Annotated in this window: 12 protein-coding genes; 2 read left to right on the top strand and 10 right to left on the bottom strand. The window is 31.5% G+C overall.

The features are described 5' to 3' along the window. Positions 1–7: 7 nt before the first annotated feature. Both KQI88_RS00780 and KQI88_RS00775 read right to left on the bottom strand, forming a co-directional pair. Positions 8–2,242, bottom strand: coding sequence for a M56 family metallopeptidase (locus tag KQI88_RS00780; RefSeq protein WP_216414464.1), 2,235 nt, complete (start codon positions 2,240–2,242; stop codon positions 8–10). Positions 2,243–2,276: 34 nt separating this feature from the next. Further along, entirely contained in the window at positions 2,277–2,657 is a 381-nt protein-coding gene (locus tag KQI88_RS00775) for a BlaI/MecI/CopY family transcriptional regulator (protein WP_216414463.1), read from the bottom strand. A gap of 327 nt (positions 2,658–2,984) precedes the next feature. Here KQI88_RS00775 and KQI88_RS00770 point away from each other — a divergent pair, with 327 nt between their 5' ends. Further along, complete coding sequence (locus KQI88_RS00770) at positions 2,985–3,812, top strand: polysaccharide deacetylase family protein (RefSeq protein WP_216414462.1); 828 nt, start codon at positions 2,985–2,987, stop codon at positions 3,810–3,812. A 401-nt stretch (positions 3,813–4,213) separates the two neighbouring features. Here the strand turns inward: KQI88_RS00770 and KQI88_RS00765 are convergent, their stop codons facing one another. The 5 genes from KQI88_RS00765 to KQI88_RS00745 all read right to left on the bottom strand — a co-directional run bounded on the left by KQI88_RS00765 (position 4,214) and on the right by KQI88_RS00745 (position 17,351). Next, complete coding sequence (locus KQI88_RS00765; RefSeq protein WP_216414461.1) at positions 4,214–7,741, bottom strand: AAA family ATPase; 3,528 nt, start codon at positions 7,739–7,741, stop codon at positions 4,214–4,216. Beyond that, positions 7,731–8,951 carry an exonuclease SbcCD subunit D gene (locus tag KQI88_RS00760; RefSeq protein WP_216414460.1) on the bottom strand — a complete coding sequence of 407 codons (1,221 nt, stop codon included), beginning with the start codon at positions 8,949–8,951 and terminating at the stop codon, positions 7,731–7,733. The genes KQI88_RS00765 and KQI88_RS00760 overlap by 11 nt, the downstream gene beginning before the upstream one ends. After that, positions 8,948–12,541 carry a helicase-exonuclease AddAB subunit AddA gene (gene addA, locus KQI88_RS00755; protein WP_216414459.1) on the bottom strand — a complete coding sequence of 1,198 codons (3,594 nt, stop codon included), beginning with the start codon at positions 12,539–12,541 and terminating at the stop codon, positions 8,948–8,950. The genes KQI88_RS00760 and addA overlap by 4 nt, the downstream gene beginning before the upstream one ends. Further along, the gene (gene addB / locus KQI88_RS00750; RefSeq protein WP_216414458.1) at positions 12,525–15,923 is read right to left on the bottom strand and encodes a helicase-exonuclease AddAB subunit AddB; all 3,399 of its coding nucleotides are present in this window, start codon (positions 15,921–15,923) and stop codon (positions 12,525–12,527) included. The genes addA and addB overlap by 17 nt, the downstream gene beginning before the upstream one ends. 270 nt (positions 15,924–16,193) lie before the next feature. After that, complete coding sequence (locus KQI88_RS00745) at positions 16,194–17,351, bottom strand: iron-containing alcohol dehydrogenase (protein WP_216414457.1); 1,158 nt, start codon at positions 17,349–17,351, stop codon at positions 16,194–16,196. A gap of 461 nt (positions 17,352–17,812) precedes the next feature. On the opposite strand from KQI88_RS00745, the gene KQI88_RS00740 reads away from it, so the two are divergent. Next, positions 17,813–18,664 carry a helix-turn-helix transcriptional regulator gene (locus KQI88_RS00740; RefSeq protein WP_216414456.1) on the top strand — a complete coding sequence of 284 codons (852 nt, stop codon included), beginning with the start codon at positions 17,813–17,815 and terminating at the stop codon, positions 18,662–18,664. Positions 18,665–18,909: 245 nt separating this feature from the next. On the opposite strand, the gene KQI88_RS00735 is transcribed toward KQI88_RS00740, so the two are convergent. From KQI88_RS00735 to KQI88_RS00725, 3 genes are read right to left on the bottom strand one after another with little or no spacing between them, the layout of a single operon-like run. Further along, entirely contained in the window at positions 18,910–20,343 is a 1,434-nt protein-coding gene (locus KQI88_RS00735; protein WP_216414455.1) for a HAMP domain-containing sensor histidine kinase, read from the bottom strand. After that, on the bottom strand, positions 20,336–21,022 hold the full coding sequence (locus tag KQI88_RS00730) for a response regulator transcription factor (RefSeq protein WP_216414454.1): 687 nt from the start codon (positions 21,020–21,022) through the stop codon (positions 20,336–20,338). Before KQI88_RS00730 ends, KQI88_RS00735 begins: the two co-directional genes overlap by 8 nt. A 29-nt stretch (positions 21,023–21,051) precedes the next feature. Next, a complete protein-coding gene (locus KQI88_RS00725; protein WP_216414453.1) occupies positions 21,052–22,374 on the bottom strand; it encodes a hypothetical protein in 1,323 nt (440 codons plus the stop codon). Positions 22,375–22,626 lie beyond the last annotated feature (252 nt).

Raw genomic sequence — 22,626 nt, 5'->3', positions numbered from 1 at the left:
TTTAATTTTAGTAGTTTATAAGTGTTTTAACTATTTCATGCTCTTTGTCTATATCTCCAATAAATTTAGCTGTATATACAATATCTTCTTGTTTCCAAACATAACATTGCTCTTTAATTGCTTCTCTTAATTTGTCTTCAAATCTTTCTTCACATATAAAAACTTTGGTCCCTTCTATTACTTTTGAGTCTATTCCTTCTATTATTTTCGAGTCTATTTTAGAGTATTCTTTTTCCATTAAGTTGTCATAGAGAAATGTATTTTTCGTTTGTGTAAACTCTATCCTTGGTATTGGTATATGGTTATTTCTATCCTCTAAGTCAAAGATAGTAGTTAATGAAGTACTTGAATTTTCTTCTCCTTCATAGATAGAATGGTACGTGTTAGAAGAAGTAGGAACAAAACCTCCTGGTAAAGTTAATGGAAATTTAGGGACAAATCCAATAATTTTTTCTGCTTCCTTTAAGTCTTTTTCATCGTATATATTCAAATGTTCTTTAATAAATTTTTCTACACTTTCCACATAATCAGCACCTTGTATATTTTGAGAATATTTAAGTGATGCTATAATGTTTATCAAATCATCTTTTGTAGAAATTCTATCTACATGTTCTTCTCCTTCTAAAGTAGTAGTTTTAAAGTAGTAATGAAGACCATACCATATCCCATCATCTTCCCATACAAAATATTTATTGACTGTTTCACTAATAGGGACATGTTTAATACTCTTTGTGTTGCTTTTTTCTAACTTCTTAAGATTATCTTTTGTCCAATTGAAGTTCTGTTCAATAATTACAATAGTACCTTTTACATTAGAAAGGTTCATTGGCTTTGTATCAAATTTTATATCAGGCTTCATATCTCCATATATTGTATTACTTTGTTCTTTTAGATATTTTATAATATCTTTTTCGGAAACTAGTAGGGAAAAATTGTATGTATCATTGTCTTCATATTTTTCGGAATTTATATCCATTATATTTTCCTTATCAAGATTTATACGCCAAAATCTACATCCTGTAGGTATATTCTCTGGTACTTTAAATTCAAAATCTACAAAATCTATTGCTCTATCTAGACTATTAAAGTGCTTAGTAGGACTATCGAGTACAAATTCTTTGTTTCCTCCTTGAATACCTGTGGCATTTGTTAGAACCGTGGTTCCAAGTATCATAAAAAGTACAACTGTTATGGTAGACACTTTATAGGAACCATTTTTAAACATCTTTATCATTGTAATTCTCCTTTCAATTTGATTTTTATTTTCATAAAAATGTGCACAAAACATCTTATTATAGTGCTGATTTGAAACAATCTGAGAAAGTTTTATAATAGTCATACCATATGGAATGCATTCATTCTCTCCAAGAATTTCAAGCACATAATTATCACATGCTAGTTCTCTATCAGCTCTCATTTCTTTCATTACAAACCATACTAATGGATTAAACCAATGAATGATTATAGCTATCATTCCGAGCAAATTACAAAATAAATCTTTTCTCTTATAGTGAGCTATCTCATGTAAACATATATGTAATAGTTGACTATCATTAACCTCATTTAGAATATGTTTCGGAAGATAAATTGTCGGGCTTAGAAATCCATAAATAAAAGGTGTTTTAAATGTACTCCCTGAGTAAATCGGAATATTTTTATTTATATTTAGCCTTTCCTTGCACACATCCAAAATCTTAATAACTTCTAAATCATTAACTTCATCGAAAAAGCTTGCTTTTTTCTTGAATTTTAAAGTAGATAGAAAAATAACTATACATATAGATAAAAGTCCTATGAGCCATATATATGAACATATATTTATAACCCCTTGGAGTAGATTGCTTTTTTCATTCGAAAATAATCTTTGCTTATTAGCTTTTGACAGATTTTCTTTTAAGAATATGTTTGTGCCTATCTCATCTTGTTCCCTATCTTTTAAGTGTAGATTAAATTCATTGTGATTTCCAATCATTTGTTCTTGGATTAGATTGTTAGGCTGAAATGAATTATATACCACTGTATCTATGTTTTTTTTAGGAAAAAAGTTAAATAAACTTAAATCACTTTCTGGGATAAAAGGTAACAAAAGTCTTATTAATACCAGAAACCATAAAGCATGACGAACTCTAGAGCTAAGTTGATTCTTAAAAATTGTCTTTATCAAAAGAACAATTAATACAATAATAGTAGATGTAAATGAAGAATATAAAATCAATAGAAAAGCTTTATTCAAGATATTCATATAACCTACTCCCTTTTCAGAACTTTAAAGCTTATTATTTATCATATTTTTTCTGTTCTAGAATTCTTTGAAGATTTTCGATCTCCTTATCAGACAACTTTTCTTCTTCCAAAAATTTTGAAAAAAGCATACTTATAGCTCCATCATATACTTTTTCAAGAAAAAATTTGTTTTCTTCTTTTACATATTCATCATAGGAAATCAAAGGATAGTAAAGATAGCTCCTCCCTGATTTTTCAAATCTTATAGCTTGTTTGTTAAGAAGTCTGTTAATAAAGGTTTTGATCGTTTGATTAGACCAGCTTATTTCATCTGATAATAAGGATCTGATTTCATTAGCAGATAAAGGATTATCTTTCCATAAGAGTTTCATAATCTCTAGTTCTGATCCAGATATGTTAGGAATATTCTTCATCCATTCCACCTCCTTATAATATATTGATTACAAATGTAAACCCTAAGGTATGCATATAGTTTACATCTGTAAACAATGCTTGTCAAGATATTTTTCAAATATTGCAATACAAAGATTCTCCTTAGGAAATCCTTGTGATAACATTCAATTTGCTTTCTGCGATTAAAATGGTATAATATAGAAGACTTTTTCTAGATTCTACCTAAGTTAACTGCAAATGAAGGTAATTTAAATTTGACGTAGAATCTAGGTATTACATAGTTTTAAATATAATAGATACTATATAGTTTAAAAAAATTAAATATTATTTCAAAGGAGTATGTCAAAATGAAATTCAAAATTCTACTGGTTGTTATTTGTCTTCTACTTATAAACCCACTATCAGCTTTAACTTCTAAGTCAATAGTTAAAGATAAGGAGCAAGAGGTAGTAATCCCAATACTAATGTATCACCACTTTGTGGAAGAAACTGTAGTCGAAACAGGAGTTAGTGAGATTATATCTGCCGAACTCTTTGAAAATCAGCTTAATTATTTAAAACAAAAGGGATTCAATACTATTTCAATATCACAATTAAGGGATTATTTGTTTCATGATGAAAAACTACCAGATAATCCTCTAGTAATTACTATTGATGATGGTTATGAGAGTAACTATACCATTGCTTATCCTATATTAAAGAAAAATAATATACCAGCAAATATTAATATAGTTGTAAGCTCTAGAGGAAAAAAACCAGGAAATTATCAACATTTTTCCTGGGAACAGGCTAAAGACATGCTAGATAGCGGATTAATTGAAATAGGAAGTCATACATATAATCTACATAATGAAGATATAAAGCTTAAAGAAACTGATGATACAGATGAATATTATAAGAGAGTTTATGATGATTTTCAATTATCTAGAAAATTAATGGTCCAGAACCTAGAAAAGGAGCCCTTTATTTTTTGCTTTCCTTATGGAAGCTATAATGAATTTTCACAATCTGCTGCTCTTTCATTAGGCTTTGATATTCAATTAAGTGTTGACTATGGAGTTGTAACAAAAAACAGTGATCCTTTAGCATTAGAACGTATAAATGTTAGAGGAGATCAATCACCTGAAGATGTTTATAATAATATAATGAATGCAATAAATGCTGTAAAGATGTAAAGAATAGCTAAGATTTTTTTGTTTCAAACCTTTTACAATATTATCCATTTGCATTTTTATTAGATCAGGCTATGTAATTTATACTAAATACTTCCTACATATTATTTCTAATAGGTTTCATTATATATGAATATACTAGCTATAAATGAGTGATTTTATGGCTAAAAATAAATCTAAACAAAAAAATGTAGAAAATTTTCTATATAATTTAAAATATGTTAGATAAAATAATAGATAAAGGTCAACCGCTGTTTAAGTTGACCTTTATCTTATTAATCAATATGTAACAATTTTTTAGTATTATAAACTTATTAATTTAAAAGTTAATTATCAGTTTACTTACTACTTAATTTAAAATACTTATGATAAATCTACTCCTATCTTTTCATTAATATAAGGAATCATAATACTATCCTAACAGCCGTCCCCTCTCCACCAAACTCTGGAGGTGAAACAATTAGCTTAATAGGAACTCTACTTTTAAGTTCTTCCACATGGCTTATAATTCCAACACTTAACTTTTCTGAGTGTAGTCTTTCTAGGGCATTCATAACAATTTCAAGTAGGTCACTATCCAATGTACCAAATCCCTCGTCAAGGAAGAAAAATTCTAGGGGTGCACTTCCCTTTAGTTGGATATGGGAGGATAGGGCTAATGCAAGTGATAAAGAGGTTAAAAAGGTTTCTCCACCAGAAAGTGTATTTGTTGCCCTTCTAATTCCACCATTAAAATCATCTCTCATTATAAAGTTACCGCTACTATCTAACTCTAGGGCATATCTACTTCTTGTAATTTCTTTTAGCCATTTTGAAGCTTCTTTTGCAATATACTTTAATTGGTTAATAGCTACATACTCTACAAATCTATTACCCTCCAGCATTTTGCTTAATTCTAAAAGAAGGTCCAGCTTATGGGTTATTTTCTTTTCCTCTTTTTTAAGCTCTTTTATGGTTTCCAGCTTTTCTTTAACATCCTTAACAACTTGCTGAACTTCTCCAATTTCCTTGGATTTTTCCTCTTGAGTTTGCTTTTTGTTAGCCAATAACTCCTGTATTTGAATCCAAGCCTCCTCTGTTAAGAACCTACCATCTAAAGCCTTATTAATTCTACCTAGGCTATGATCAATATTTTTAACCTCATCGTCATAAGCTATAATTTGTTTTTCTAATTTCTTTAATTGTTCTTCTTCAAATAAGTATTCTTTTATTTCCTCTATGGAACCAAAGCCCTGTTCCTTAGTATTTTCTTCTAGTTCTAGTTTTTTTAGACTGTAATCATTTGCTAAATTAACTCTGCTATTTTCTGCAATAGCTTTTTCTTGCACCATCTTTTGCTGCAAGGCTCTTCCCTTTTCAACCCTTTCTTTAAGGATCTTTTCCGCCTCTTCTACTTCTTTTATTTTGTTTTCTAAGGCTACTTTATATTCTTTAGGATTCTTGTTTTCAGCAAGTTTCTTTATTCTTTCAATAGATAAAGCTAGCTGTTTTTTATTTTCATCTAACTGCTGTTTATTTTTTGCAATTTCTAAGTTTAAGGAATGTAGCTTCTCTTCTAGGCTCTCTCTTTGTCGATTTTCCACTTCTACAATTTCTCTCAATTTTTTTAGTTCTTTTTCTTTTTCCGATCTTTCTCTATCCCAGTTCTTCATTTGATTATATTCGACAGCAATATTTTCAATTTTGACTTCATTTTTTAATTTTTCATATAATAAGGACATATCCTTGATACTTTGCGATAGCTTATCAATCTTATTGCCTAGTGTATTATAGCTTTCACCATCTTTTTGCAGTTCTATATTTAATCCTGCAATTAATGTATTAGTGGTATTTATATTTTCTTTGTTTTTTTCTATTTCCTCTTCTACTTTAGTTTCACTACTAATATAGTCTTCTCTTTTCTTAACTAATTTTTCTAATTCTTCTTCTAATTCTACAACTTCTTTTATAAGATCCTCTATAGACTGATCTTTAATTAGCTTTTCTATATCTTCTAAATTAGTCTTCTTTATATCTTCCTCTTTAACTATCTGGGCTATGGAAATATCTAGCTTTGTTTTCTCTTCCTTTAAAGCAATTAACATTGTCTCAATTCCATTTAACTCATCGGTTTTATCTATTAGGAACTCTTCTTCTTTGTCCTGTGCAGGATGTGGATGCTCTTTTGAGCCACATACGGGACATGACTGATCTTTATGTAAATGTTTAGCTAGTTGTGCTGCAAAGGATTGCATCTCTAAATTTTTAACTTCTGTCTTTAATACTTCTAGATTTCTTTCTGCTTCATTAATTTGTGAAATATACTGTCCTTGCTTTTTTTTCAAGGAGGATTTTACCATTAATAATTCTTCTATATCTTTAGCTAAAGCTGATTTTTGAATCAAATGTTCTTCCAAGGAAGTTAATTCTCCTTTTTTCTTCTCCAGCTCTATCTTATTTGTAAAAATAAGACTTTCATCCTTTAAAGGACTATTCTCCAATGACTTTCCATCTTCAATAAATTTATGTAATACTACTTCTAGCTTTTCTTTTTTATCTAATTCTTCCTTTAGTTTTATTTTATTATTTTCTATAATCTTAGATAAGTCCAAAAGAAGTTTATCATTTTCCTTTTTCTCTAATGATATTTTTTCCATATCCTTTTCCAGCCTATAGGCTTCTTCTAACCCTTCTCTAATATGGGGCTTTATGTATATTTCCTCTAAATATTTTTCTATTTCCTTTGTTTTTAGCTGAAGCTCCAACCTTCTATCCTTTAATTTTTCCAATAATTTGGATTTATCTTCATTATGTTTAGTGTTACTTATATAGACTTCTTCAAGGGATTTAATTTCTTTTATCAGTAGATGATTTTGTTCCTCCATCTCCTGAGCCTGTTTACAGTTTTCTATTTTAGCTATTAAATTTGGAAACTGTTCTTCTTTATATGCTAAGGCTTTTTGATGATTTTCTTCTACCTCTCTTAGTTTTTCATTAACCCTTGGTAGGTCTTTTTCTAGTTTTTCTAAAGCGAGATTATTAATACTTATTTTTTCCTCTATAGATCTTAAATTTGTAATGTAGGGCTTTAGTAGGTTAGCCTTTTCACCCATTATAAGCCTTCTGCGACTTTCTTCTATTTCTAGCTTCTTTTCTTCTAATATCTTTTTAGTAGCTTCATATATCTTTAGTTCTTCTTGTAAATTCCAAATTCTTTTACTATCTTCATATTCCTTATCTAGCCTTTGTATTTCCGCCTTAAGCTTCTTCTCTTCCTCTAATAACAAACCCAGCTTGTCTGATACCTCTTTATGGTAATCCTCAGTAATACCTTCGTAGCCCTTAAGCTGACCTTCTAAATCTATTCGTTTTACATCATATTTTTTTCTTTCACCATTAATTTTGTCCATTATGTCTTTACCATACTGCTCTAGTCCAAAAATACGCTCCAGCATATTTCGTCTTTCCCTGCCAGTTAGCTTTAAAAATTCACTAAACTTTCCTTGGGGAAGAACTACAGATCGGGTAAAGTCATCGGAATTAAGGCCTATAACCCTTATTACTTCATTGTTAACACTGGTAACCCCTTCGGCAAGTATGTTTATTTCCTCTCCGTCTATTTCCATTATTCTAGCTAGTGAGGTCTCTATACCGCCACCTTTTTTCCGTCTAATTCCTCTTTCTAAACGATAGATTTTTCGAGCTGTCCCATCTAAAATTTGAAACTCGAAGCTTACCTCTCCTCTGTCAGCTTCTGTATTAATGAACTCTTTAGAGTCTCTTGCAATATTTCCATATAGAGCTAAGGTTATAGCATCTAATATGGAGGACTTACCACTACCAGTAGGGCCGAAGATTCCAAATAGCCCCTTTTCTACTAACCTATTAAACTCAATTATCTGCTCATCATTAAAGCTATTTATTCCCTTTATTTTTAATAGACTAGGCCTCATCTTCTTCCATCTCCCCCTGTACAATTGTACTAAATAGGTCCATTAGCTCCTCTGTAGGATTAACACCATTTCTATATATGTAGTAGTCCTTAAATAAATCTTCAATCCTCATGGATGTAATATCCGCTATTTCCTCTTCTTCCTTTTCCATTTCTTTAAATACAGGTTTAATCTCTACTATGTGAGGACGTAGTTTTTTCATTTCCTTAATTTCTGACTGGGTCATTACCCTATCCGTTTCAATCTCTAAATAAACCCAAATATCCCTTTCCCCATCATCTTGACATCTTTTTAGGGCATCTTCTATACTTTTACATTTCCACACTTCTATAGGCTTGTAGTTTTTCAAATAAACCTCTTCTACTTTTACCTCTTCCCCCACATTAACATCCACCATATATACACATTTACTATAATGGATTTCCTTTTTACTATATTCAATGGGAGAACCCGAATAATAGGCCTTTAGTTTTCCACTGCCTACAACTTTTTGTGGCTTATGTAAATGGCCTAGAGCCACGTAATGGGCATTTTGTGGAAGATGATTAGCATCGACTGTTAAGGAGCCTCCTAGTTGGATTGGTCTTTCGGAGCCAATCTCCTCTCCACCCATAACAAAGAGATGAGAAACAGCTAAATTAATAGTATCCTCCCTATATTTTTCTGATAGGCTACCGAAAATCTCCCCAATACGTTCTGAATAGGATTTTCTTCTAGCTTCTTCTTCTATTTCCTCTGAAAGTAGTTCATTAAGCCTTTGTTCACTAGGGTAGGGAAGGGTAAGTACAACTACCCTTTCTCCCTTAACTTCCATCTCTAAAAATCCCTCTCCGGCATCTACAATTTGAAATGAACCATATTTCCCTATTTCAATAGTGCTTTTTGGCTTGCCAAGTAATACAACTCCATGATCATAGGCTAAAGGACTGGCGGCCACTAATCTATCTGGGTTATCGTGGTTTCCTGCAACTATAATTACTGGCCTTTCCCCGTTTCTGGAAAGTCTTTTTACACTGTTATAAAAAAGCCTTTCTGCTTGTGCAGGGGGATTGCTGGTATCATAAATATCTCCAGCAATTAAAATAAGATCTACTCCTCTTTCCTCAACTATATTAATTAATTCCTCTAAAAATCTTTCCTGTTCTGCAAGCCGACTGTGGCCCTCTAGATTTTTACCTAAATGCCAGTCGGAGGTGTGTAGTATCCTCATATTCTCACCCCTTGATCCACATCAAATAAATATAAATAGGTTTCCTTTACCTTTCTTTCTGTAACTCTCTCCAAGGCTTCCCTATAAAGGGATAGCTGTACTTCATATTTTGCCACTACACTATGGATATCTCCATTAAGTACAATATCATTTTTATAATCCACTAGAACTAGACCATCCTCTTCTTCAAAATAGCAGTCAATAATCCCTTGAACAAGAAGCTTTTCATCTAGTTCTTCCGACGATCCCTTAATTACATCAACAGCAGATTTTTCAATAATAAAAGGGGACTCCCTATATACTTTCTTTGCCATAAGCATTCTTTTACCTATCCCACTGTTAAAGTAGTTAAGTATTTTCTCTACATTTACTACCTTAGCTTCCTCTTCTGTAATAAGCTCCCTAGCCACCATAAAATCCACCTGTTGATGAATATTATCTTCACTATCAACATTATTCAAATCTAAATGCTGAAGAACAAAGTGGATAATAGTACCTCTTTCCGCCGCTGTAAAGGCTTTTTTACCCTCCATAAACTTAGGGGACTTAACCAAAGTCGGTATTTGATGGACAATGGAATCCATCTCATGAAAATTGGCTCTTTTAATATCCGATACGGATAGCTTAGATGGTATAAATATTGCCTGAGGATATCCATACTGCCAGTTTAATCTACTGTCAATTTCATCTTTATATCCAGTATAGCTATTTGGAGAAAAGTCTTCCCTGTTAAAATTAATAAGTTTTTCCTTATATTCCTCTTCCTTTAATAGCTTTTCTTGCTCTTCCAGTATTATGGCTTGTCTTCCTAAAATATTTACTGTCCATTTAGAATCCTCATCTTTATATTTAAAATCATCAAAGTCGAAATCTCCAAGCTGTCTTAAAACCTCACCATCAGGATGTTTTATAAGGGCAGCACCTATCCAATCTAAATAATTCCTTGCATTCATTAAGGAATAGGTATTATCTGCCTTATTCCAATTTTTAACTAATTTATATATGTTTCGTAAAGAACCTACTACAATAAGCTTATCCTTTGGTCTAGTAAATGCAACGTATAAAATCCTCATTTCCTCCGATAAGCTTTCTATCTTGATCTGATCCTTCATAGCAAGCTTTGCAATTGTATCTCTATAGGTTCTTAACTCAGGGTCTACAAACTTTGGCCCTAGGCCTAGGTCCTTATGAAGTAAAACATCTGCACTGGTATCCCTAAGGTTAAAGTTTTTACCCATACCCGCAGTAATTACTACAGGAAACTCTAAGCCCTTACTTTTATGGATACTCATTATTCTAACCACATTATCATTTTCACCAAGTATTTTTGCCGCACCCATGTCTCCCTTACTGCTTTGGAGCTTTTCAATAAACTTTATAAAGTTAAACAAACCCTTAATAGAAGTCTTTTCAAACTGACTAGCACGATCAAATAAAATTCTAAGATTAGCTTGGCGTTGAAGTCCGCCAGGCATAGCCCCTACATAATAGTAGTAGCCAGTATCCATAAAAAGCTTCCAAATAAATTGGTCTATTTTTATATATCTAGCCTCATTGCTCCATTTATTTAGCTTTTCAATAAAGGAAGTAAGTTTATTCTTCAAATTATCATCATTTTCTTCAATATACTTCTCTATTGCATCGTAATAGGTACCACTTTTGTCGTTTATTCTAATGTTAATTAGTTCCTCTGTAGTAAAGTCACCAACAGGAGAACGCATAACACTTAGTAATGGAATATCTTGCCTTTTATTATCGATTACCCTTAGTAAATTAAGAAACATATTTACTTCTATAGCTTCAAAATATCCTGTGTTGGCATCGGCATAGGCAGGTATTCCTTCCCGAACAAATACCTCTAAAAAGTTTTGGGCCCAGTTTTGTGTTGTTCTTAAAAGCACTACAATATCTTTATATTCTAGTTTTCTATATGCTTCAATTCGTCCGTCATAAATTTCTTCACTTAGCAACTCCTTAATTCTTTTAGCTACAATACGAGCCTCTACCTCGATATCTGCCAACTCCTGCAATTCCTCTTCTATATCCTCATCTATTTCCACATTTTTTTCTATTAAATTAACTTCTATAGAGGGATCTTCTATAGACTCAAAGCTAGCTCCTTGATATAGAGCAGCTCTATCATCATAGTCTATTTCCCCTAGTTCCTTAGACATAATATGCCTAAATATATAGTTAACACCTCTTAAAACCTCCCCCCTACTTCTAAAGTTTTTAGCAAGGTCTATTCTTCTATTAATATCTCCTTCTTTTTCTCCAAAGGTCTCGTACTTTTCAATAAATAGTGTAGGATCTGCTAGACGGAAGCGGTAAATACTTTGTTTAACGTCTCCTACCATAAAAAGATTGTTATCTCGCTTAATTGATTGGATAAGAGTTTCCTGCACAATGTTACTATCCTGATATTCGTCTACAAAAATATATTCAAATCTTTCCTTATACTCTTTAGCCACCAGATCATTAGCTAAAATTTTAAGGGCATAATGCTCTAGGTCGTTAAAATCAACAATACCTCTGTCCGCCTTCTTTTCAGCATATATATTTGTAAACCTTGTAACAAGTTTATATAAATAATCCATTAAAGGTGATAGTCTATTTAAATCCTCCACATATTCCTCTGGACTAACAGTAAAGATATTGTCTTTTATATCCTTAATAATATCCTTAGCCTTATCCCTTAGCCCCTTAGCCTCTTCTCTTAAAACTGGATCACTTTCCTTTGAGGTTTTTAATCTATCGTGCTTTATGCTGTTTAACCTATCATAAAATGAGGTAATAGGTATATGTAAATTATCATAAAGCTCCCTTATTTGGCCTAAATCTGAAAGTATGGCTTCTTCGTAGACCTCTGGTCCAGTAGGTTGTTGGGCAATAGTAAGTGCATCGTTTAAAAGATCTATAGCACCTTTTAACTGAATTTCGATTCTACCTTTAATAGTTTTAATCCAAGAACTATCATTAAATCCTTCAATAGATAGGGAAAATTCCTCTACCTTTTCCTTTAGCCATGCTTCTGGATAGGGCTGACTTTGAATAAAGCCATATATTTTTAACACTAAATCCTGTAATGGTCTATCTTCCCTTGTTCCTCCAAAGGCTTCAACTAATTGAAAAAATACATCATTTGCCCCTTCATACTCCTCTTCAAACAACTCTTCTAAGGCTTCTAATCTCATAATGCTGGTTTCTGTAACATCTCCAATTCTAAAGCCAGGGTCCACATCAATAATATGAAAGTGCTTTCTTACCACATCTATACAAAAGGAGTGGATAGTGGTTATAGATGCTCTGTTAAGAAGGTTAATTTGCCTTCTTAAATGTTCTTCTTGGTTGGTTTTCTTCTCCATTTCCTCCATTATAGCCCCTGCTATTCTTTCCCTCATTTCTCCAGCAGCAGCATTGGTAAAGGTTACTATTAAAAGCTTATCTATATCAATTTTATCCTTTAAAATAATTTGAATAATCCGTTCAACAAGTACAGCAGTTTTACCAGAACCAGCCGCAGCAGCTACTAAAAGATTACTTCCCCTAGCATCTATGGCAGATTGTTGCTCTTTAGTCCAGTTTCTCATCAGCCTTTCCCTCCTTTTTTATCTTTTCAAGGACTTCATCGGGCTTTAATTCCTTAACATTCTTATATTGATTTTCATGGAAGCTATTATCAAATTGACATATGGAAATATAGGTACAATATTTACAGGAAGTATCTTCACCTTTTTTAAAAGGCTCTATCTTAACATTTCCCTTTAGCATTTCCTCTCCAATTTCCTTAATAAGTCCCCTTACATGCTTAAGTAGAGCTTTAAAATCCTCTTCTGGAAGGGCAGAGGATGTCTTAGATATTTCTCCATCCTTTGTTAATCCTGCCGGAATAACATCAGAGGATCTACCTATCTCTTCATCTATCTTTTTAATAATATTTACATCCTTTAGTACTAAGCCTCTCATCTTTAGCTTTTTATTTATTTCCTTTTCTACTTCCTCAACTGCTTTTTCTGTAGTTTTAATCATTGGATCATCTATTTTAAAGTAAAATATACCTCCAGGGTGAACCTCTACCTTATGTTTTTGAGATTGACTAGACAATATTGCATCTAAATAAACCATTAACTGAATTTGGAAGCCATAATAAACATCAGAAAGACTAAAATCCTTACTCCCAGATTTATAATCAATTATTTTAACGTAATTTCCTTCTTCATCATTTAATATATCAACTCTATCTATTCTACCTTCTAAATAAATTTTCTCCCCAGTTTCAAGTTCAATCACAATAGGAGGTATATCTCCATCAAGGCCAAAATTAATTTCATGGCCCATAGGAACAAATTCACCTTTCTTTACATGCTCTGTTAAGGTCCATATAGCCCTTTTGCTAATTCTTTTTAGCCTAGTAACCAAGTATTTATACCTATGGGTGCTGAGCATAATACCATGTTCAAACTCTGGTGCCATTTCGTCTATAACCTTTTCAACTAAATAATCGCTTTGCTCTCTAGTTAACTCCTTCCACTGGATTTGTTCTGCCATCATTTCCTTGGTAAATTGCTCCATAGAATCGTGGAATAATCTCCCTATATCAGGATTAGAGAGCTCATATTCTTTCCTCTCCTTTGGTCTTAAGCCATAGGTCACAAAATGAGAGAATGGACAGTTTGCAAATCTTTCAAGCCTAGAAACGCTGGATTTAATAGGATTATCATAAAGGCTTCTTGCTTTTTTCTCTCCTATGTAGGTGATTTGATTTTGATGGAATAGCCCCTTAACCATAAGCTTACGTCTTTCTTCCCATTTAGGATTGTCAGTGTACCAACCGTATACATCCCACCAAACATCTTCCATTGGTTTATCGTCCATTTTTAGTCTTATGTTTTCTGTCATATATTTAAATGTACTAACCGGTGTTGTTATAAGATGAAGCTGTCTATCCAAAGTATTTACAACATCACTTTTTATATTTAAATTTTTAAATAGCTTTTTAAAACGGTCTGTTAAAATAGAAGGTCTCATGGCTCTACCTTCCTGATCTGCCAAGGCATAGCTTATCCACAAATATTCTGTAGGCTTTGAGAAGGCAGAGTATATCATAAACTGTTCTTCTAGTAGTGAAGTTTCTAAAGTAGTGCCTATGGGAAGGCCCTTTTTCTCCAAGGATTCCCGCTCATGATCCAACAGTATTCCACCGTCCTCTTTGCCAGAAGGAAGTATTCCATCGTTTACTCCTACTACAAATAAAGCTTTAATATCATGACTCTTTGACCTTTCTATACTACCAACTAGTACCTGATCTATAGTGGAAGGAATAACCCCTACTTCACAAGCTGAAAAACCAGCCTCCAAAATCCTCCCATATTCTTTTAATGTGGTGCTTTCCTCAGCTAATATTTCTGTTAGCTGATCAAATATCTCCATAATTTTATTCCATATTTGGGTGTTTTCATTTACATACTCAAAATATTTTTGCTCTCTAAGCTCTTCAATCCAGCTATCTAGTTTTTCTTCTATGTTAAGGTCCTTCATAAACTCGAATAATGCCTTTGTAATATCTCCAACCTTCTTTTTACGATAAATCTTTTTTTCAAATTTAGTGAAGTTGGAAATAAATCTTTCTCTTAACTCGTTGTATTTTTCAAGCTTCTCTTCATCACCCTTTGTAAATGCTTCAGAATAAGCCCTTCCTTTAATACCATATTGAAGAACATAGTTTTCCAGCTCCTCTACCTCATCCTTTGTTAAATCACTAAAGCCGGTTTTTAGAAATCTAAATACGTCCTCATACTGATATCCTCTAGCTAGAATCTCTATGCTAGATAAAATAAGCTCTATCATAGGATTGTTCATGATAGACCTTTTTTCGTCCATAAAATAAGGTATATTGTACTCTTCAAATACCCTTTTCAATATCATGCTATATTGATCCAGTCCACCAGAAACGAGGGCTATGTCCTTCCATCTATAGCCTCTATTACGTACTAAATGAATTATTTGAGCAGCCACGTTTTCCATTTCTGAATAAAGGTTAGAACCAGCAAAAACCTCTAAATTAACAATTTCATCGGTATATTGCTTATATGGATAGCTATACAATTCTCTTTCTATATGCTCAATCTCTTTAACCTTTGGCAATACCTGCCTTTCAGTTATATCTAAATTGATTATCTCTTCCTCTAATCTTAATTTCTGGGCTATTGTCTTTATTTTTAAATATGTTTTTTGGTTAATGTGGAATAAATCCTTATCTTTTTCCTTAGAATTTAACTCCATAGTAAATGTAATGGTAATGTTTTTTACCTTCTCTGCTAATTTTTCAATAACCCTAAATATTTGGGGAGTAAAAGTCTGAAATCCATCTATCCAAATTTCCGCACCTTCTAAAAATTGAACTCTCTCAATATTTTCAATAAGTAAGTCCACGTGGTCTTCATTATCTACATATCTGCCCTTTAAATAATTATTAAACCTTTGATATAGAAGGGTAATATCCTCTAGCTTTCGTCTTAATATTGTATCCTCTTCCATTTCGTTAAGCTCCATAGTCAGCTCAATAGGAGTTATATCGTGCTGTTTCATTTCACATATAAGCTCGCTTAATTTTTCAATAAATCCATCTTGCTTGGCAATGGATTTATAAATAGAAAGATCCTTAGAAGATTCATCGGCAATCTTTCTTAAAATCATATTTTTACCTAGATCATTAATTAGCACCCTAGTAATTCCACCAACTTCGCTAAACACACGATGAGCAAGTCTAGTAAAGCTTAATACCTCTGCCCTCATAATGCCCTTTAGCTCCTGCTTGCCTATTAAGTCCCGTTCTGCTTGTAGGGTAAACTGTTCTGGAACAAAAAGAAATAACTTATTATCCCCTTCTTCTTGTAATCTCTCTTTTATTTCCTCAAGAGCTAAGTAGCTTTTTCCTCTGCCTGCCCTACCAAATATGTATCTAATCGCCATTATATTACACCTCATTTCAGTACTGTGTATTAATATGATTATATCATATGTAGAACAGATGTTTTAAATAGAAAATAATCCCTAGAAACTAGTGTTTTAGTTTCTAGGGATCGAATCTTACTGTAGATAATGCCATCATTTATTGCATTGTTAATAGCTTCTTCTATAAATCTCCAAAATAGATACCTACTCAACTTCTTGTCTTTATATTAATGCATTTATAATCGTTTCCATGCTTTTTTGCGATATAAAAAACCTCATATTTTTGTCTTAAATATTTTTAGCTGTTGTGCCATAAAATGCTGCTTTATAGATTTCTTTTACATCTTCTGGAGAGGATTGTCTTGGGTTGGTTAATGTACATGGATCATTAAAGGCATTTTCACTCATTCTATCTAATACCTCTAAGAATTTTTCTTCAGTGATTTCAACTTCTGTCACTTCTTTTAAAGTTAATGGAATACCTACTTTCAAGTTAAGAGCCTTCAACTCTTCTACGATATTTTTTATTCCAAGGCTATTTTCAATTTTAGTAAATTTATCTGTGGATTTTTGATTGTACTCCACAATATAAGGCATTAATATTGCGTTGGCTAGACCATGAGTGATTCCAAATTCTCCACCGATCTTATGAGCTAAGCTGTGTATAATCCCCAAGGAAGAATTGGTAAATGCCATTCCTGCAATACAAGAAGCATTATGCATATCTTCTCTTGCTTGGATATTGTTTCCATCGGTATAAGCGGTTGGAAGCTGTTTGAAAACCAGCTTGATGGCCTCTAATGCTAATGGGTCAGTATAGCTTGAAGCGTTAGTTGATACATATGCTTCTAAAGCATGTGCCATTACGTCCATTCCAGTATGAGCTGTAATGTGAGGAGGCATTTTTGCTGGTAAGTTTGGATCTAATAAAGCAATATCTGGGGTGATTTCGTAAGAAACCAGTGGATATTTAATATGATTTTGCGTATCTGTTATTACAGAAAATGCAGTGATCTCTGAAGCTGTACCACTAGTAGAAGGAATAGCGATAAATTTTGCTTTTGTTCTTAGTTTAGGGAATTTTCCATTTACTAAATCTTCAAATTTGGTTTCTGGATATTCGTAATAAATCCACATGATTTTGGCTGCATCTAAGGCTGAACCTCCGCCGATGGCAATGATCCAATCTGGGTTAAATGCTGCCATCTCTTGACCACCACGAATGACTGTTTCTATAGATGGATTCGGTTCAACACCATCCACGACAGAGACTTCCATTCCTGCTTTTTCTAATTGTTTTTTAGCCTCATCTAAAAATCCAAACCTTTTCATAGAACTTCCACCCGTCACAAGAGTTGCTTTCCTTCCCTTTAAAGTAGATAAATATTCTAATGCTCCCTCTCCAAACACAATATCCTTTGGTACTCTAAACCATTTTAATAACATAATTTTTCATCCTCCTATTTTTTAAGAACTATTTTATAATCTTGCATCGATAGCAGTTGTTACTTTCTTGTGCCCATGAGCACACTGCCACAACCTATCACAGCAACATGATCAATTATATAAATATGTGTATTCAATTATATAAATATGTGTATAGTGAGATCTTATTCTTTTATATTCTCTGTGGCTGATGAATTACCAATAAAAACATTGATTTTAATATCATGTTTTTTACTTAACCATATCATTTAATTTTTCTTTATACATAATTTGATATATTGTACACGATTTGATATATTATATACCTTAAAATTATATTATAATAATGTATGGTTAAAAATATAACAATGTGTTATATTATGAGTGGCAGTTGTTATTTAAAGTATAATGGGCTCAACACAAAAAAACTAACCGATATTTTTATAATTTAATTGTTTTTTGAATCCATGGGAGGCGAAAATATGAAAGGTATGTTGAGTAGTTTCGATAAAAAGCTAGAAACTATAGATGGTTTTGAAACAGACCATGTGAAAATCTTATATTATGATTTACCCCAAAACTATTGTGATGATTATCGATCCTATCAACATGTACGATTTTGTACGATTTTAGATGGTGAAAAAAATATCAAGATAAATGATACTAAAAAGATTACTTATTCAAAAGACAATTATCTCCTGTTAGCCCCAAATACAAAGGTACATATGGAGATCAGCCAAAATACAAAAGCTCTGGTTTTTGAGTTAAGTAACGATCTTGTATGTAAAGTTCTGGATAGCATCAATTTAAATGAAGACATGAAAGAAGGCTTGAATTTGACAAATTCTTTCTTCTTAGGTGCTAATCGCTTTAATATCTATGAAGATATGAACAATATGTTTACCGCCTATCAAAGTGGAGAAAAGAATAATGCGTTTCTCGTTGACTTATATGCACAAAAATTAGTATTTGAATTAGCAAAGCAAAAGATGCCTTTAAATATATTTAAAAGCAACCGCTCTTCTCCCATCAGTATCGCCTTACGGTATATTGAGGAGAATATAGAAACCAAAATCAACGTCAATCATTTGGCAAAAGAATTAAATATGTCTGTCTCAAATTTTTCTCATCTGTTTAAAAAAACTGTGGGAGTCACGCCTATTACCTATATTAATAATAAAAAACTGACATTATCTTTAAAGTATTTAAGAAATGAAAACGTAACGGAAGTGGCATTTCGACTAGGATACGACAATATCTCTTACTTCATCAGATTGTTTAAAGATAAGTATCTCGTCACCCCCAAACAATATAAACTAACAAACTTTGAGTAATACGAAGGAAAATTAATATAGTAAACACAAAAAATCGCCCCTCAAAATAAATAAAGGGACGATTTGTTTAATGATTTATATAGTTTTAATTTAGATATTGACTATTGCTTGTAGTTCTAATAATTTTATCTATATATTCATCCTATAACCAATTTTATTGTAAAATACAATATTCCTAAAAAACAGCTAAGAAAAAATAACTTAATAGACCCTTATCTTTTTTCTTTCTTCAATGAAAAATCCAATTAACATTGGTAATTCATAAATTCTATACTAAAACAAATATTATCTTCTACTATACTATAAGTTATTTCAGCCTTATTTTTAGATAGTAGTTCTTTACAAATAAATAGCCCCAGACCTGAACTTACCAGTTCTAAGTCTTCATAATTGTATTTGATAAAGGGTTCTAACAAATGGTTCTTTAACTTTTCTGGCATAGGTCTACACTTATTACATACTGCTATTTTAAAGGGATTTTCATTGTATGATTTAATATATATCTTTTTGTCACTACTATATTTAATAGCATTTTCTATAAGATTTTTAAAAGCGATTCTAATTTCTTCTTTAATAGCGTATATATATGCATCCTTAATATCTACTTCAATTTTTACTTGCTCTCTATTTAGAATAAATTCAAGTTCTTCTATCATTTCCAATATTAAGGTTTTTATATTAAAGCTTTCATATTTTTGATTAGTTTTTTCTTTACCACTTGCTACAATTAGCATATTTTGAACAAGCTTATGAATTCGATCTGCTTCTAGCCTAATTCTCTGATATATCTTTTTTTGTGTTTCTTCCTCTAATTCTCCTTCTTCTAACAATGCCCCATAGCCTTTAAGGGCTGTAACTGGGGTCTTCATTTCATGGGTTGCATAGTTAAAAAAGTTTTTTCTGTTTTTTTCCAATAATTCTATTCTATTTTTTTCTACACTAAGCTGCTCCATTTGATTTGTTATCTTATGCTGCATTCTATTAAAATGTTTAGTCAAATTAGCAACTTCATCATTACCCTTTATTTCTAATTCCCTAGTATAATTTCCCTCTCCAACAAGCTCCATACCCTTAGCTAAATATTTTAATGATTTAGTTGTCTTTGTAAGCCAAACTAAAAGGATTAGCATCATTATTATATACAAAATACTTTCTACTACCATTATTTGATTCATTATTTTCCTATACTCCATATAATCCTTCGTATAATTTTTTTGGAGTACTAAAGTTCCTTTATAATTATTTTCTATATACATAGGATATGCATAGGTAGCAAAGAAAACTTGATTGTCTAAAACCGTATAAAGTATTACATCCTTTTTTCTACTTTCTATTAGAATACTATTTTTATAATTATTATTTAACTCCCTACCGGTAAAGGCTATGTTATTCTTTTCATCCCAATCAATAGATATATAGCTATCATACTCCCTATTCATTGTATTTAATATAGGTAGTAGTGATCCCTCAATATCCTCACTGTCCTCAATAAAATCTGATGTATACTGTTCATAAATCTCTTTAAATACCATACTTTTTATTTTATCCGTATCATTAATAATGTATTTTTCTAAATTGTCTTCGAACACCTTCCATATTATAGCGTTGGTGATTACATGAACTACTAAGCTTGTTAATACTAAGCCTCCAATAATTTTACCTTTGATTGTTTTAATCATCATTGTACCTCATTACATAGCCTCTTCCAAACACAGTTTCTATAAGGGAATCCTTCTCTAAACCTAGTTTTGCTCTAAGTCTTCTAATATGTACGTCTACAGTTCTTGTATCTCCACAGTATTCATAATCCCATACCTTATTCAATAATTCCTCCCTAGAAAATACTTGATTTCTATTCATTAGTAGATAGAATAATAGCTCCCACTCTTTTCTTTTAAGTAATACTGCTACTGAATCCTTGAAGACCCTCTCACCTTTTACATCTACGGAGATACCTTGACCTAATTTAATTATAGATTCTTCAGGCCCTCCAATTTCTTTTTTTAGACTTCTAAATAGGGCTTTTACTCTAACCACTACTTCTTTAATCTCAAAGGGCTTTGTAATATAATCATCTGCCCCTAACTCTAAGCCCAGTACTCTATCAAAAATCGTATCCTTAGCTGTAATCATTATAACTAAATGTTTATCTGAAATTTGCTTGCAAATTTCAAATCCATCACAATCTGGAAACATAGCATCTAACAAAATCATATCCGGATTGAATTCTTTTATTTCATCCAAGGCTCTTTTTCCATCAAATATACTTCTTACTTCATATCCCTCTTTTTTAAAAGTCAAAGTAAGTATGTCATTAATAGAGTATTCATCCTCTACTACTAATAGTTTTTTGTTCATTTTATATCCTCCAAATTATTTATATTAAATCATTCGAAAGTATATTTCTTGTAAATAGCATCCTTACTAGTTTCCACTTTATTTTCCATTGTAGAAATAACTTTATTCAAAAATATTTCTTTTCCATCTTCACTTAATAAAGTATATAGATATGAGTTTAATGTAATTCCTTCATCCTCTATATTCTCTTCATATATTGTATTTAATTGTCCATCTGCTATAATTTTAAAAGTTCTTTTTTTAGGGACTATATTACCATCACTTTCTTGGAATTCATCGATAATAAATAAATCTCTTCCTATTGATTCTACAGTACCAACATAATTAAAATCGACATACTGCCCCTCTTTTGCAGCAAATAATTCCTCAAATTGATTTGTTTTAAAATTAAAGCTGCTAATAGCTTTTGTCTGATAGCTAGGATGATAATCAAAATATCCTCCTAACCTAAATGGTTCTGAGATCCAAATTAAAACTTCCTCATCATTTATAGGAAAGAAGCCCACTCTCGCTTTAGAATCTATTTCTTTCAGATTATTTGTATACTTATTTAAATCAATATATTCTATGAAGTCATATTCATTATCTTTAAAAACAACTTTATAGCTTTTTAAGTCGTCATCTAAACATATAAAAGATTTTAAAGCTTGTATATATTCAACATGTTCACCATTAGATATATTTCCCCTTCTTCTGTAGAGTTGTTTCTTCTGTATATCATAAAAATATAAATCGTGTCCTTCATATGGTACATGAGCCATAATAGTCAAATAAGTTGTATCTTCATCAATAACTGTTTCCCTTATGTATGTATTAGTATTCTTCTTAAACATAGGCGTATTAGTATCTTTCTCTAATGTACTTAATGCATTATCTAAATCCTTCATCTCCAATGGTTCATCCTGTTTTAGATAATCTATAGCTAGAAGTTTTGGTTCATCTTTATATAATTCATAACCAATGGTTTTAGGATCATGTATATTAAACATAAATACCTTTTTTGTAGTCTCTTTTAATGTATTATCTTGTTGTAATCTATATAAATGTTCTTTTAATTGTCCTCCTATAGGAAACTGCTCAGTTGACCTCTCGCTATGTACTATACCAAATCCACTATGTATATAACCGTATACGTCTCCATTATGATAAAATGAAGGTTCAAAATACTCTCCTTCCTCTAGTTCTAAATCTATTTCTTCCATTACTATTTTAATTTCATCTTCTTTTATTGAGTCCTTGGATATATCTTTTTGTAGTACGACTTTCTTTATATCTCCTTCTTTTCTATAATTGCAGCTAGTATTTAATGTTATAAGACTAAGCAGAATTATGACCATTATTCGTTTTTTCATTGACCATTCCTCCTTTGGCTTAATTTTATCACATTCTTGTTGCCAAGTAAGACCTACTTGTTGCCAAAATGTTAAATTTTTATCCTTTTATAGAAAAGCTTAGGACTGTAACTTAATTTTTATTTAATATTGAAAGTAAAACATAACTCGGTGAATAAAATTTAAAAAATCTAACTCCTTAAACATAATGTCACTTTATATACTAAATACCTAAAGGTTAAAAGGCTAAATAAAGACTGAAATCTCTAGATA

Source organism: Alkaliphilus flagellatus, assembly GCF_018919215.1.
In the GTDB taxonomy this organism is placed as follows: Bacteria; Bacillota; Clostridia; order Peptostreptococcales; family Natronincolaceae; genus Alkaliphilus_B; species Alkaliphilus_B flagellatus.
Note: the sequence above shows the minus strand (reverse complement) of the source record. Positions and strands in the feature narration are given on the sequence as shown.